The sequence below is a fragment of the Pseudomonas cremoricolorata DSM 17059 = NBRC 16634 genome, assembly GCF_000425745.1.
GTDB classification, from domain to species: Bacteria; Pseudomonadota; Gammaproteobacteria; order Pseudomonadales; family Pseudomonadaceae; genus Aquipseudomonas; species Aquipseudomonas cremoricolorata.
Window position 1 is genome coordinate 126,871 of record NZ_AUEA01000012.1, and the last position, 14,336, is coordinate 141,206.

Consider the following 14,336-nt stretch of genomic DNA (forward strand, 5'->3'; position numbering starts at 1 on the left):
GAGGCAACCATGGCAGCAGAAACCGCTTCGGGCTATATCCAGCACCACTTGCAGAACCTGACCTACGGTCAACTACCAGACGGCAGCTGGGGCTTTGCCCATTCGGCTGCGCAAGCCAAGGAAATGGGCTTCTGGGCCTTCCACGTCGATACCCTCGGCTGGTCGGTCGCTCTGGGTCTGATCTTCCTGTTCATCTTCCGCATGGCAGCCAAGAAGGCGACTTCCGGCCAGCCAGGCGGTCTGCAGAACTTCGTCGAAGTGATGGTGGACTTCGTCCACGGTAGCGTGAAGGACTCCTTCCACGGCCGCAGCCCGGTCATCGCACCGCTGGCGCTGACCATCTTCGTCTGGGTGTTCCTGATGAACGCCATCGACCTGATTCCGGTGGACTGGATTCCGCAGGCCGCCATCTGGATTTCCGGCGATCCGCACATTCCGTTCCGCGCCGTGTCGACCACCGACCCGAACGCCACGCTGGCCATGGCCTTCTGTGTCTTCGCGCTGATCATCTTCTACAGCATCAAGGTCAAGGGCTTCGGCGGCTTCATCGGCGAGCTGACCCTGCACCCGTTCGGTAGCAAGAACATCTTCGTGCAGATCCTGCTGATTCCGGTCAACTTCCTGCTCGAGTTCGTCACCCTGATCGCCAAGCCGATCTCGCTGGCGCTGCGACTGTTCGGCAACATGTACGCCGGCGAACTGGTGTTTATCCTGATCGCGGTCATGTTCGGTTCCGGCCTGCTCTGGCTGAGCGGCCTGGGTGTGGTGCTGCAGTGGGCGTGGGCTGTGTTCCACATCCTGATCATCACCCTGCAAGCTTTCATCTTCATGATGCTGACCATCGTCTACCTGTCGATGGCTCACGAAGATAACCATTAAGACCGCCTGGCGTGTCTGATAGCCTTCCCCGCGCGGTTGGGGGAGGGCTTAAAACGTCCGCAAGGGCAGTTGTACCAAACGATCCTGTTTTACCGCTTCAAACTAAAAACCTAACCAATACGACGTAAAAGTCGGGAGGAAAGATGGAAACTGTAGTTGGTCTTACCGCTATCGCTGTTGCTCTGCTGATCGGTCTGGGCGCTCTGGGCACCGCCATTGGTTTCGGCCTGCTGGGCGGCAAATTCCTGGAAGGCGCTGCTCGTCAACCAGAAATGGTTCCGATGCTGCAGGTCAAGATGTTCATCGTTGCGGGCCTGCTCGACGCCGTAACCATGATCGGCGTTGGTATCGCTCTGTTCTTCACCTTCGCAAACCCCTTCGTTGGTCAGATCGTCGGCTAATCACTCGTTTTCAACGAGTGTACGGCTGTGATGAACGAAGACCGAGCGAGGTGTTGGCGTGAATATTAATGCAACCCTGATTGGCCAATCCGTTGCCTTCTTCATTTTTGTCGTCTTCTGCATGAAGTACGTATGGCCTCCGGTCATCACTGCTCTGCAAGAGCGTCAAAAGAAGATCGCTGATGGCCTGGACGCTGCCAACCGCGCTGCACGTGACCTGGAGCTGGCCCAAGAAAAAGCGGGTCAGCAACTGCGCGAAGCAAAAGCACAGGCGGCTGAAATCATTGAGCAAAGCAAGAAACGTGCTGCTCAGCTTGTAGACGAGGCCCGTGAACAGGCTCGTGTCGAAGCTGACCGCGTGAAGGCTCAGGCTCAGGCCGAGATCGAACAGGAACTGAACAGCGTCAAAGACGCCCTGCGTGCCCAAGTGGGTGCCCTGGCCGTTGGCGGTGCTGAAAAGATCCTTGGCGCCACAATCGATCAAAACGCGCATGCGGAGCTGGTTAATAAACTGGCCGCTGAAATTTAAGCGAGGGCGATCATGGCAGAACTGACCACGTTGGCCCGACCTTACGCTAAGGCTGCCTTTGAGCACGCCCAGGCCCATCAGCAACTGGCCAATTGGTCAGCCATGCTCGGCCTGGCTGCTGCGGTGTCGGAAGACGACACCATGCAGCGCCTGCTCAAGGCCCCGCGACTGACGAGCGCAGAAAAGGCCGCCACGTTCATTGACGTGTGCGGTGACAAGTTCGATGCATCAGCACAGAATTTCATCCGTGTTGCCGCGGAAAACGACCGTCTCCTGCTGTTGCCGGAGATTTCGTCGCTGTTCGACCTGTACAAGGCCGAACAAGAAAAATCCGTGGACGTGGAAGTCACCAGTGCTTTTGCGTTGGACCAAGAACAGCAAGACAAACTCGCCAAGGTTCTCAGTGCACGGCTAGGCCAGGAAGTTCGCCTGCACGCGTCGGAGGATGCCAGCCTGATCGGCGGCGTCGTCATCCGCGCAGGCGACCTGGTAATCGATGGCTCCGTTCGCGGCAAGATCGCGAAACTGGCCGAAGCTTTGAAATCTTGAGTTTGAAGGGGCAGCAGAGCAATGCAGCAACTCAATCCTTCCGAAATTAGTGAAATCATCAAGGGCCGCATCGAGAAACTCGATGTCAGCTCCCAAGCCCGCAACGAAGGCACCGTCGTCAGCGTTTCCGACGGTATCGTTCGCATCCACGGTCTCGCCGACGTCATGTACGGCGAAATGATCGAGTTCCCGGGCGGTGTCTACGGTATGGCACTGAACCTGGAGCAAGACTCCGTAGGTGCGGTGATCCTGGGTGCATACACCACCCTGGCCGAAGGCATGAGCGCCAAGTGCACCGGTCGCATTCTCGAAGTGCCGGTCGGCAAAGGCCTGCTGGGCCGCGTCGTCGACGCCTTGGGCAACCCGGTTGACGGTAAGGGCCCACTGGCCACCACCGAAACCGACGCTGTCGAGAAAGTCGCTCCAGGCGTGATCTGGCGTAAGTCGGTAGACCAGCCTGTACAGACTGGCTACAAGGCTGTCGATGCCATGATCCCGGTCGGCCGTGGCCAGCGCGAGCTGATCATCGGTGACCGTCAGATCGGTAAGACCGCTCTGGCGATCGACGCGATCATCAACCAGAAAGACAGCGGCATCTTCTGCGTCTACGTGGCCGTTGGCCAGAAGCAGTCGACCATCGCCAACGTCGTGCGCAAGCTGGAAGAGAACGGTGCCCTGGCCAACACCATCATCGTTGCTGCCAGCGCCTCGGAATCCGCCGCACTGCAATTCCTCGCGCCGTACTCCGGCTGCACCATGGGCGAGTACTTCCGTGACCGCGGTGAAGACGCTCTGATCGTTTACGATGACCTGTCCAAGCAGGCCGTTGCCTACCGTCAGATCTCCCTGCTGCTGCGCCGTCCGCCAGGACGTGAAGCGTACCCAGGCGACGTGTTCTATCTCCACTCCCGTCTGCTGGAGCGTGCATCGCGCGTTTCCGAAGAGTACGTCGAGAAGTTCACCAATGGCGCCGTAACCGGCAAGACTGGCTCGCTGACCGCTCTGCCGATCATCGAAACCCAGGCTGGCGACGTTTCCGCGTTCGTTCCGACCAACGTGATCTCGATCACCGACGGTCAGATCTTCCTGGAATCGGCCATGTTCAACTCGGGCATCCGTCCTGCAGTGAACGCCGGTGTATCGGTATCGCGTGTTGGTGGTGCCGCTCAGACCAAGATCATCAAGAAGCTGTCCGGTGGTATCCGTACCGCTCTGGCTCAGTACCGTGAGCTGGCGGCATTCGCCCAGTTCGCCTCTGACCTGGACGAAGCGACCCGCAAGCAGCTCGAGCATGGTCAGCGCGTTACCGAGCTGATGAAGCAGAAGCAGTACGCTCCGATGTCCATCGCGGACATGGCGCTGTCGCTGTACGCCGCTGAGCGTGGCTTCCTGACCGACGTCGAAATCGCCAAGATCGGCAGCTTCGAGCAAGCGCTGATCGGCTTCTTCAACCGCGATCACGCCGATTTGATGGCCAAGATCAACGTCAAGGGCGACTTCAACGACGAAATCGACGCTGGCCTCAAAGCCGGTATCGAGAAGTTCAAGGCCACCCAGACCTGGTAAGCCGCAGCGGGGGCTTCGTGCCCCCGCTTGCTAACCTGATAGGTGATACATGGCAGGCGCAAAAGAGATTCGCAGTAAGATTGCGAGCATCAAAAGCACGCAAAAAATTACCAGCGCCATGGAAAAAGTGGCGGTCAGCAAGATGCGCAAGGCTCAAATGCGCATGGCTGCTAGCCGTCCTTATGCGGAGCGTATCCGCCAGGTGATCGGTCATCTGGCCAACGCCAACCCGGAATACCGCCACCCGTTCATGATCGAGCGCCCTGTGAAGCGCGCCGGTTATATCGTGGTGAGCAGTGACCGTGGTCTGTGCGGTGGCCTGAATACCAACCTGTTCAAGGCCTTGGTCAAGGACATGAACGACAACCGCGAACAGGGCGTTGAAATCGACCTGTGCGTGATCGGCAGCAAAGGTGCGGCATTCTTCCGCAGCTTTGGCGGCAACGTGGTAGCTGCAATCAGCCACCTGGGCGAGGCGCCATCGATCAATGATCTGATCGGCTCCGTCAAGGTGATGCTCGATGCCTACCTCGATGGCCGTATCGACCGTCTCAGCGTGGTGTCGAACAAGTTCATCAATACCATGACGCAAAAACCCACGGTCGAGCAGTTGGTACCGTTGGTTGCAACCCCGGATCAGGAACTCAAGCACCACTGGGACTACCTCTACGAACCCGATGCCAAAGAGCTGCTGGACGGCCTGATGGTGCGCTACGTGGAATCGCAGGTCTACCAGGCGGTGGTCGAGAACAACGCTGCTGAACAAGCAGCCCGGATGATCGCCATGAAGAACGCCACAGACAACGCCGGTGACCTGATCAGCGAACTCCAGCTGATCTACAACAAGGCGCGTCAGGCTGCGATCACCCAGGAGATCTCGGAAATCGTCGGCGGCGCTGCCGCGGTTTAACGGTTCACATATTCAGAGGATCCAGCTATGAGTAGCGGACGTATCGTTCAAATCATCGGCGCCGTCATCGACGTGGAATTCCCACGTGACGTCGTGCCGAGTGTTTACAACGCGCTGAAAGTACAAGGCGCGGAAACCACTCTCGAAGTTCAGCAACAGCTGGGCGACGGTGTGGTTCGTACCATTGCGATGGGCTCCACCGAAGGTCTGAAACGCGGTCTGGACGTCACCGATACCGGTGCAGCCATCTCCGTGCCAGTCGGCAAGGCCACCCTGGGCCGCATCATGGACGTCCTGGGCAACCCAATCGACGAAGCCGGCCCGATCGGTGAAGAAGAGCGCTGGGGCATTCACCGTGCCGCGCCTTCCTTCGCTGAACAGGCAGGCGGCAACGATCTGCTGGAAACCGGCATCAAGGTTATCGACCTGGTCTGCCCGTTCGCCAAAGGCGGTAAAGTCGGTCTGTTCGGTGGTGCCGGTGTCGGCAAGACCGTCAACATGATGGAACTGATCCGTAACATCGCCATCGAGCACAGCGGTTATTCCGTGTTCGCCGGTGTGGGTGAGCGTACTCGTGAGGGTAACGACTTCTACCACGAGATGAAGGACTCGAACGTTCTGGACAAGGTTGCTCTGGTCTACGGCCAGATGAACGAGCCGCCAGGAAACCGTCTGCGCGTTGCACTGACCGGCCTGACCATGGCCGAGAAGTTCCGTGACGAAGGTAACGACGTTCTGCTGTTCGTCGACAACATCTACCGCTACACCTTGGCCGGTACCGAAGTATCCGCACTGCTGGGCCGTATGCCTTCTGCAGTAGGTTACCAGCCGACCCTGGCCGAAGAGATGGGCGTTCTGCAAGAGCGCATCACCTCCACCAAGCAAGGTTCGATCACCTCGATCCAGGCGGTCTACGTACCGGCGGACGACTTGACCGACCCGTCGCCTGCGACCACCTTCGCCCACTTGGACGCCACCGTCGTTCTGTCCCGTGACATCGCCTCCCTGGGTATCTACCCAGCGGTCGATCCACTGGACTCGACTTCGCGCCAGCTGGACCCGAACGTGATCGGCAACGAACACTACGAGACCGCTCGTGGCGTTCAGTATGTGCTGCAGCGCTACAAAGAGCTGAAGGACATCATTGCCATTCTGGGTATGGACGAACTGTCCGAAGCCGACAAGCAACTGGTATCGCGCGCTCGTAAGATCCAGCGCTTCCTGTCGCAGCCGTTCTTCGTGGCCGAAGTCTTCACCGGTGCACCAGGCAAATACGTTTCCCTGAAAGACACCATCGCTGGCTTCAGCGGCATCCTCAAAGGTGACTACGACCACCTGCCAGAACAAGCGTTCTACATGGTCGGCGGCATCGAAGAAGCAGTTGAGAAAGCCAAGAAACTGTAATCCCGGCGCCCCGCAAGGGGCGCTAATCAGGTTGAGGCAAGCAGATGGCTATGACAGTCCATTGCGATATCGTCAGCGCGGAAGGAGAGATTTTCTCCGGTCTGGTCGAGATGGTGGTTGCGCACGGGAACCTGGGTGATCTTGGTATCGCCCCGGGCCACGCGCCGCTGATCACCAATCTGAAGCCGGGTCCGATCACGCTGACCAAGCAGGGCGGCGACCGTGAGGTGTTCTACATCTCCGGTGGTTTCCTCGAAGTGCAGCCGAACATGGTCAAGGTGCTTGCCGATACCGTGCAACGTGCTGCAGACCTGGACGAAGCTTCGGCTCAGCAAGCCCTCGCGGCTGCCGAGCAGGCGCTGAATGAAAAAGGTGCGGACTTCGACTATAGCGCCGCGTCTGCGCGTCTGGCCGAGGCTGCAGCTCAGCTGCGCACCGTCCAGCAGATCCGCAAGAAGTTCGGCGGTTAATCCCGCTACGCTTCACGCAGATTGAGAAAAAGGGTAGCCATCGGCTACCCTTTTTTGTTTTCGTCACCCATCCCCCGGTCGCTTCCCGGCCCTCCTGGAGTGGTAGCCCCCATGTCTCTCGATATCGTCATTCTCGCCGCTGGCCAAGGTACTCGCATGCGCTCGGCGCTGCCCAAGGTACTGCACCCAGTGGCCGACAAACCCATGCTGGGTCACGTTATCCACAGCGCCCGACAGTTGCAGCCCAATGGCATCCACGTGGTCATCGGCCACGGCGCCGACCAGGTGCGCGAACGCCTGGCTGCCGATGACCTGAATTTCGTCATGCAGGACAAACAGCTCGGCACCGGCCACGCCGTTGCCCAGGCCTTGCCGGCCATCACCGCCGATACCGTGCTGGTGCTGTATGGCGATGTTCCGTTGATCGAAGTCGAGACCTTGAAACGCCTGTTGAGCAAAGCCAATGAACAGCAACTGGGCCTGCTCACCGTCACCCTCAACGACCCAACCGGCTATGGCCGGATCGTTCGCGATGCTCAGGGCCAGGTCACCGCCATCGTCGAGCAGAAAGATGCCGACGAGGCGCAGAAGGCCATCAAGGAAGGCAACACCGGCATCCTCGCCCTGCCGGCCAAGCGTCTGGCGGACTGGATGGCGCGCCTGTCGAACAACAACGCGCAAGGCGAGTACTACCTCACCGACGTCATTGCCATGGCCGTGGCCGATGGCCTGAGCATCGCCACGGAGCAGCCCGACGACCCCATGCAGGTGCAAGGCGCCAACGACCGCCGCCAGCTGGCCGAGCTCGAAGGCCACTATCAGCAGTGCCAGGCCAATCGGCTGATGGCCCAGGGCGTGACCCTGCGCGATCCATTCCGGGTCGACGTGCGCGGTGAAGTCACCGTCGGTCGCGACATCACGATCGACATCAACGTGATTCTCGAAGGCAAAGTGGTGATCGAGGACGACGTGCAGATCGGCCCGAACTGCGTGATCAAGGATTCCACCCTGCGCCGCGGCGCGGTGGTAAAAGCCAACAGCCACCTGGATGGCGCAGTGCTGGGGGAGGGCAGCGATGTCGGCCCGTTCGCCCGTCTGCGGCCTGGCAGCGTGCTCGAGGCCAAGGCCCATGTGGGTAACTTCGTCGAGCTGAAGAATGCTCGTCTGGGCGAGGGCGCCAAGGCTGGCCACCTGAGTTACCTGGGCGACGCCGAGATCGGCGCGCGCAGCAACATCGGCGCCGGCACCATCACCTGCAACTACGACGGTGCCAACAAGTTCCGCACGGTCATGGGCGAAGACGTGTTCATCGGCTCCAACAGCGCGCTGGTTGCCCCTGTGCAGCTCGGTGATGGCGCCACCACCGCAGCAGGTTCGATCATTACCCAGAATGTCGAAGCTGCTCAGTTGGCGGTCGGTCGCGCGCGGCAGCGCAATATCGATGGCTGGAAGCGTCCGCAGAAGATCAAGAAAGACTGATCCGCACGGTTGTGGATAACTTGCACGCGGTCATTCACCCGATCGCCCCGCGTCAAGCAGCGAGGTTATCCACAGCCCGTCAGAGAGAAATCCACCCCTTGACGAACGCTTACGATTGAGTTTTGATTGCCCGCATTATCTTTCGAATCGAAACTTAAGCGCTCATGTCGAAACGAAACACTCCCCAACGCCGGCACAATATCCTCGCCTTGCTCAGTGAGCAGGGCGAGGTAAGTGTCGACGCCCTGGCCAAGCGTTTCGAGACCTCCGAGGTGACCATCCGCAAGGACCTCGCAGCCCTTGAAAGCAACGGCCTGCTGCTGCGCCGCTATGGCGGAGCGGTGCCGGTACCACAGGAATTGCTCGGTGAGCCCGCACAGCCAATCTCGCCGTACAAACAGGCCATCGCCCGCGCCGCCGTGCAACGCATTCGCGAGCACGCACGGATCATCATCGACAGCGGCAGCACCACGGCAGCGATGATTCCGCAGCTGGGGCGTCAGCCCGGCCTGGTGGTGATGACCAACTCGCTCAATGTGGCCCGCGCCATCAGCGAGCTGGAGCACGAGCCGGTGCTGTTGATGACCGGCGGCACCTGGGACCCGCATTCCGAATCCTTCCAGGGCCAGGTGGCCGAACAGGTGCTGCGCTCCTACGATTTCGACCAGTTGTTCATCGGTGCCGATGGCATCGACCTGAACCGCGGCACCACCACCTTCAACGAACTGCTGGGCCTTAGCCGGGTCATGGCCGAGGTGGCCCGCGAAGTGATCGTGATGGTCGAGTCTGACAAGGTCGGGCGAAAAATCCCCAACCTCGAGCTGCCTTGGGAACGCATCAGCACCTTGATTACCGATGACCGCCTGCCCGCCGAGGCACGCGAACCTATTCAAGCCCGTGGCGTCACCCTGATCTGCGCCACGATCAGCCAGGAGCAATAACCATGTGTGGAATCGTTGGAGCCGTCGCCGAGCGCAACATCACGACCATCCTCATCGAAGGCCTCAAGCGCCTGGAATACCGCGGCTACGACAGCGCCGGCCTGGCAGTCTTCAGTGCCCAGGACGGCTTGCAGCGGCGTCGCCGCATCGGCAAGGTGCGTGAACTGGAAAGCGCGGTAGCAGACGAGCCGCTGCTCGGCCAGCTGGGCATCGCCCACGTGCGCTGGGCGACCCACGGCGCGCCCACCGAGCGCAACGCTCACCCGCACTTTTCTGGTCATGAGGTGGCGGTGGTGCACAACGGCATCATCGAGAACTTCGAAGCCCTGCGCGATGAGCTCAAGGCGCTCGGCTATGTATTTGCCTCCGAGACCGACACCGAGGTCATCGTCCACCTGATCCACCACCTGCTCAAAAGCACCCCTGACCTGGCCGACGCGGTCAAGGCGGCGGTGCAGCGCTTGCACGGCGCCTATGGCCTGGCCGTGGTCAGCGCCGCCCAGCCCGACCGGCTGGTGGCTGCGCGCAGCGGTAGCCCGCTGGTGATCGGCCTGGGCATCGGTGAGAACTTCCTCGCCTCCGATCAGCTCGCCCTGCGCCAGGTCACCGACCGCTTCATGTACCTCGAAGAAGGCGACATCGCTGAGATTCGCCGTGAACAGGTGAGCATCTGGGACCAGGCCGGCCACGCCGTGCAGCGCGAAGTGGTGCAGTACCACGAAGGCGCCGAGGCGGCCGACAAGGGCCACTACCGGCACTTCATGCTCAAGGAAATCCACGAGCAACCCAGTGTCGTCCAGCGCACGCTCGAAGGCCGCCTAGGCAAGGATCACGTGCTGGTGCAGGCGTTCGGTCCACAGGCTGCCGAGTTGTTCGCCAAGGTGCGCAACGTGCAGATCGTCGCCTGCGGCACCAGCTACCACGCCGGCATGGTCGCCCGTTACTGGCTGGAAAGCCTGGCCGGCATCCCCTGCCAGGTGGAAGTGGCCAGCGAATTCCGCTACCGCAAGGTAGTCGTGCAGCCCGACACCCTGTTCGTGTCCATCTCGCAGTCCGGTGAAACCGCCGACACCCTCGCCGCGCTGCGCAACGGCAAGGCCCTGGGCTTCCTCGGCAGCCTGGCGATCTGCAACGTCGGCATCAGCTCGCTGGTGCGCGAATCCGACCTCACCCTGCTGACCCTGGCCGGCCCGGAAATTGGCGTCGCCTCGACCAAGGCCTTCACCACCCAGTTGGTGTCGCTGATGCTGCTGACGCTGGCCCTGGGCCAGGTGCGTGGCACCCTCGGCGCAGGCGTTGAAGCCGAGCTGGTGGACGAACTGCGCCGCCTGCCCAGCCGCCTGGGCGAAGCGCTGGCGATGGACACCACGGTCGAGAAAACCGCCGAGCTGTTCGCCGACAAGCACCACACCCTGTTCCTCGGCCGCGGCGCGCAATACCCGGTAGCGATGGAAGGCGCACTCAAGCTCAAGGAAATCTCCTACATCCACGCCGAAGCCTACCCGGCCGGCGAGCTCAAGCACGGCCCCCTGGCTCTGGTCGACGCCGACATGCCGGTGGTCACCGTGGCGCCGAACAACGAGCTGCTGGAAAAGCTCAAGTCCAACCTCCAGGAAGTCCGTGCCCGCGGCGGTGAACTGGTGGTGTTCGCTGACGAACAAGCCGGCATGAGCAACGGCGAAGGCACCCACGTCATCAATCTCCCACACATCAACGACGCCCTCGCACCGATCCTCTACACCATCCCCCTGCAACTGCTGTCGTACTACGTCGCAGTGCTCAAGGGCACGGATGTGGATCAGCCGCGGAATCTGGCGAAGTCGGTGACGGTGGAGTGAGGGTGGGGGGTTAGGAGCCAGCGCGTGGGCTCTGAGAATTACAACTGCCGCAGATGGGGGAGCCTTAAACGGCTCCTTTCTTCGTAGCGCTCCCCCTCCGCTGTTGCGCTTACCCCGATACCGCGTCGGTGCTGATCCATGCTTCTTCGATTTCAACCACCGCAATGGTCCTCGATCCCATCGAAGCAAGACCATAAGACGTGGATCGGGTCGTTAATGCCCGTTTCCCTTGCACAACCCCACCCACAGGCATACATTCCCAACGTCGTCGAACCTTCGGCGATGCGACCTTGGCCGGTCGGAATCGAAAGGCGCAGCAGCGCCAAGTGTTCATCGCAGGCGCTTTTTTTGTGCCCGCGATGTTGCGTCATGGCGGTGGTGCGCGGGACACCTTCGGGTGTGCCGGGCTCCTTTCGTCCCGGTCGGCCAACCCGCGTACTGCTGCCACCTTAACTTGCTTGGCCGCGAGCGGTGGCAGTTCCACAACGAAAGGAACTCATGCATGACCACCGAAAATCCGCTCGGGCTCCTCGCATTCGCGCTCCGCCCTCACACCCCCTACGCATACCCAGCTCACCGGCTCGACGCTATCCGTCGGTCTTCGCACCCCATGCAGGTGACCCATGACTGAACGCGAACGCCTATCCACGCTTCAGGACTACACCCGCACCCTCGAACTGCTCGCAGAGGCGTTGGTGCAGCACGACGAACTGTTTGAGTGCGAACACAATCCACAGTTGAGTTTCCGGACCACTGCGGGGCTGCACCAGGCCATCAGGATCATCAGTCGGCTAGCGAGTGAGCAGTGCGGTCTTATTCGAGACTCCGGATCCTAGGACAAGGGCTGTGGATATCTGCTGACTGCTCGTGAGGTCGGACAATTTCGCCAGTCACCGACAAAGCCGATTCCCCGCCCAATCATTGGCAGTTTCGATCCACCCACGTATAACGCCCTGACCCAGGGCGTTAACCTTCAAGTTACGGACACGGACAGGGCAATCTTGCCCACTGACAAGGATGCACATGAAAAGACTTTGGACGCTGGCGTTGGCATTGACGCTAGTGGGGTGCGCGGGGACTCAACCGGGGCCGCAGTGGATCACGGTCGAGACGTCCGATCGCTTCATGGACGAGTCCACCTGCGGCGTGACGACGGCGGCGTTCTATTCCGACAGTCGCCTGTTCACGCTCCACTACTTTCCCTACATCGAAAAGATCCGTGGCGTGCTGCTGGTTGGCATGAGAACCCGGGCGCTGCTCAGTGCTCCAGTCGGGATGGTACAGATCCAGATCGACCAGTTGCCGGCGTGGACGATCAGCCCTTATGAGACACCGCGAAAAGCCAAAGTCAAGAAGCCCCCGAGCTGGTTGTTATCAAGCACAGGCGATAAGCAACTGGATGAACTCGTCTGGCAGACAGGGGTGCAGCAACGCTCGCCTTTCGCCCTGGCCACCGGCGAAAAGGCCGAAAAGATCCTCGCACAACTTAGAAGCGGTGCTGTCTTGCGTTACCAATCCTTGAGGGACGGCTCGGCGTCCACGCCCAGCGGCGAGTACGTACTGGATGACTCGCTCGAGAAAGCATTGGCTAAGTGCGGCATCGAGTAGTGACTGGCTGGTGCGCCTCGTCGTACCCGGTGGCCCTGCGCGCAGCGCAAACCAAGTCAATTGATCATTCCTCAGAGACATTCGACCCATGTCCATCGCCGACAACCTGCTGGCCTTCACCCTGGCCGCGACCGTGCTGACGCTGACCCCTGGCCTGGATACCGCGCTGGTATTGCGAACGGCCACGGTGGAAGGCAAGCAGCAGGCGTTTCGGGCGGCGTTGGGGATCAATGCCGGTTGCCTGGTGTGGGGCGCTGCGGTGGCGTTTGGCCTGGGGGCGTTGATTGCCGTGTCGGAGCTGGCCTACAACCTGCTCAAATACTGCGGCGCGGCGTACCTGGCGTGGTTGGGCTTAGGCATGCTGCTGCGCCCGCGCAGCACCCTGGCGTCGCCTGAGGCAGGCGCCAGGGCGCGTGGCAACTGGTTTCTCAAGGGCATGATGGGCAATGTGCTCAATCCCAAGGTGGGGATTTTCTACGTGTCGTTCCTGCCGCAGTTCATTCCGCCCGCGCAGAACCTGATCGCCTGGACCTTCGGCCTGGTCAGCATCCATGTGCTGCTCGGGCTGATCTGGTCGGGTGTGCTGATTGGCGTCACTCGACCGCTGGCCGGCGTACTGCGGCGTGAACGGGTGATCCAGTGGATGGACCGTGCCACGGGCCTTATCTTCGTTTTGTTCGCCGCCCGGCTGGCCTTGGGCAGGCGTTGAAGTAAGGTCTTCGACGCCGACTCAGGCCAGACCCGCCCCACCCAACGCAACCTGCACCTGACGCAAGAACCAGGTCAGCGCCGTGGACTGCGTACTGCGTGAATGCCAGTGCAGCGACACTTCGAAGGCCGGTACGTCGAACGGCAGTTCGAGGGTCTTGAGTTGGCTGTGCAGGGGCATTTCGCAAAAGCTTTCGGCGATCTGGCTGGGCAGGATGCCCAGCAGGTCGGTGCCGGGAATCAGCCGTGGCAGCACCGAGAAATGCGGCAGGCGCAGCTTGATGCGGCGTTCCACGCCGAGCCGTTGCAGGGCTTCTTCGGCCATGCCGTGGCCGGAGGTGCGGGTCACCAACACGTGGGGTTCGGCGAGAAACTGCTGCATGTTGAGGGTCTCGCCGATACGCGGGTGGGCGGCATCGAGCAGGCACACGTAGCGTTCCTTCATCAACACCCGTGACACCACCCCGGTTTCGCTGAGCTTGCGGCTGCAGATGGCGGCGTCGACGTGGCCGTCGCTGAGCCAGGTGCCGACCTGGTCGATTTCCAGCGGGATGACTTCTAGTTCGATATTCGGCGCCTGGCTGCTCAGGCGTTCCATCAGCCGCGGCAGCAGCGCCATTTCGCCGAGGTCGGACAGCGCCAGGCGGAACTGGCGCTGGGAATGCCCGGGCTCGAACTTGCGCGCTTCGGCCACCGCCGAGTCGATGCAGCGCGAAGCCTCCTTGAAGCCGCCGTAGAGCTGGGTCGCGAGCCTGGTCGGCTGCATGCCCTGACGGTTGCGCACGAACAGCGCGTCATCGAACTGCTCACGCAGCTTGCCCAGCGCGTAGCTGACCGACGGCTGGGTGACGAACAGCCGTTGCGCGGTGGTGGTCACGCTCTGGGTTTCGTAGAGAGTGATGAAGGTGGTGATGAGGTTGAGATCGAAGTTGGCCATGGTCGTGGCGATCCGTTTGCAGCAGGTCGGGAAGGGTGGGTGGTCGGTGCGTCGGTTACGCCGCAGCATCTCCTATCCTATAGATTGCATTTATACAGCAGTGGAAAAACATTTATT

General features: G+C 60.9%; 15 protein-coding genes. 14 read left to right on the forward strand and 1 reads right to left on the reverse strand.

All coding sequences use genetic code 11. The features are described from left to right. Positions 1 to 9: 9 nt before the first annotated feature. From atpB to H618_RS0115275, 14 genes are all read left to right on the forward strand, one after another. Entirely contained in the window at positions 10 to 879 is an 870-nt protein-coding gene (gene atpB / locus H618_RS0115210; protein WP_028695886.1) for a F0F1 ATP synthase subunit A, read from the forward strand. 143 nt (positions 880 to 1,022) lie between these two features. Then, positions 1,023 to 1,280, forward strand: coding sequence for a F0F1 ATP synthase subunit C (gene atpE / locus H618_RS0115215; RefSeq protein ID WP_028695887.1), 258 nt, complete (start codon positions 1,023 to 1,025; stop codon positions 1,278 to 1,280). A gap of 58 nt (positions 1,281 to 1,338) precedes the next feature. Next, on the forward strand, positions 1,339 to 1,809 hold the full coding sequence (locus H618_RS0115220) for a F0F1 ATP synthase subunit B (RefSeq protein ID WP_028695888.1): 471 nt from the start codon (positions 1,339 to 1,341) through the stop codon (positions 1,807 to 1,809). 12 nt (positions 1,810 to 1,821) lie between these two features. Beyond that, complete coding sequence (locus H618_RS0115225) at positions 1,822 to 2,358, forward strand: F0F1 ATP synthase subunit delta (protein WP_028695889.1); 537 nt, start codon at positions 1,822 to 1,824, stop codon at positions 2,356 to 2,358. Positions 2,359 to 2,379: 21 nt separating this feature from the next. Further along, entirely contained in the window at positions 2,380 to 3,924 is a 1,545-nt protein-coding gene (gene atpA, locus H618_RS0115230) for a F0F1 ATP synthase subunit alpha (protein WP_028695890.1), read from the forward strand. A gap of 49 nt (positions 3,925 to 3,973) precedes the next feature. Continuing rightward, positions 3,974 to 4,834 carry a F0F1 ATP synthase subunit gamma gene (gene atpG / locus H618_RS0115235; RefSeq protein ID WP_028695891.1) on the forward strand — a complete coding sequence of 287 codons (861 nt, stop codon included), beginning with the start codon at positions 3,974 to 3,976 and terminating at the stop codon, positions 4,832 to 4,834. 27 nt (positions 4,835 to 4,861) lie between these two features. Then, on the forward strand, positions 4,862 to 6,238 hold the full coding sequence (gene atpD, locus H618_RS0115240; protein ID WP_028695892.1) for a F0F1 ATP synthase subunit beta: 1,377 nt from the start codon (positions 4,862 to 4,864) through the stop codon (positions 6,236 to 6,238). A gap of 44 nt (positions 6,239 to 6,282) precedes the next feature. Further along, positions 6,283 to 6,708, forward strand: coding sequence for a F0F1 ATP synthase subunit epsilon (locus tag H618_RS0115245; protein WP_028695893.1), 426 nt, complete (start codon positions 6,283 to 6,285; stop codon positions 6,706 to 6,708). A 111-nt stretch (positions 6,709 to 6,819) separates the two neighbouring features. Then, positions 6,820 to 8,187, forward strand: coding sequence for a bifunctional UDP-N-acetylglucosamine diphosphorylase/glucosamine-1-phosphate N-acetyltransferase GlmU (gene glmU, locus H618_RS0115250; RefSeq protein WP_028695894.1), 1,368 nt, complete (start codon positions 6,820 to 6,822; stop codon positions 8,185 to 8,187). A 164-nt stretch (positions 8,188 to 8,351) separates the two neighbouring features. Further along, positions 8,352 to 9,128: a DeoR/GlpR family DNA-binding transcription regulator gene (locus H618_RS0115255; RefSeq protein WP_028695895.1), complete on the forward strand. Its 777-nt coding sequence runs from the start codon at positions 8,352 to 8,354 to the stop codon at positions 9,126 to 9,128. A 2-nt stretch (positions 9,129 to 9,130) separates the two neighbouring features. Further along, positions 9,131 to 10,966 (forward strand): glutamine--fructose-6-phosphate transaminase (isomerizing), encoded by a 1,836-nt coding sequence (gene glmS, locus H618_RS0115260; RefSeq protein WP_028695896.1) that lies wholly within the window; start codon positions 9,131 to 9,133, stop codon positions 10,964 to 10,966. A gap of 623 nt (positions 10,967 to 11,589) precedes the next feature. Then, complete coding sequence (locus H618_RS0115265) at positions 11,590 to 11,802, forward strand: hypothetical protein (RefSeq protein ID WP_028695897.1); 213 nt, start codon at positions 11,590 to 11,592, stop codon at positions 11,800 to 11,802. Positions 11,803 to 11,989: 187 nt separating this feature from the next. Then, positions 11,990 to 12,574: a hypothetical protein gene (locus tag H618_RS0115270; RefSeq protein ID WP_028695898.1), complete on the forward strand. Its 585-nt coding sequence runs from the start codon at positions 11,990 to 11,992 to the stop codon at positions 12,572 to 12,574. A gap of 88 nt (positions 12,575 to 12,662) precedes the next feature. Beyond that, the gene (locus H618_RS0115275) at positions 12,663 to 13,283 is read left to right on the forward strand and encodes a LysE family translocator (RefSeq protein ID WP_028695899.1); all 621 of its coding nucleotides are present in this window, start codon (positions 12,663 to 12,665) and stop codon (positions 13,281 to 13,283) included. 21 nt (positions 13,284 to 13,304) lie between these two features. Here the strand turns inward: H618_RS0115275 and H618_RS0115280 are convergent, their stop codons facing one another. Next, positions 13,305 to 14,219 carry a LysR family transcriptional regulator gene (locus H618_RS0115280; RefSeq protein WP_028695900.1) on the reverse strand — a complete coding sequence of 305 codons (915 nt, stop codon included), beginning with the start codon at positions 14,217 to 14,219 and terminating at the stop codon, positions 13,305 to 13,307. Positions 14,220 to 14,336 lie beyond the last annotated feature (117 nt).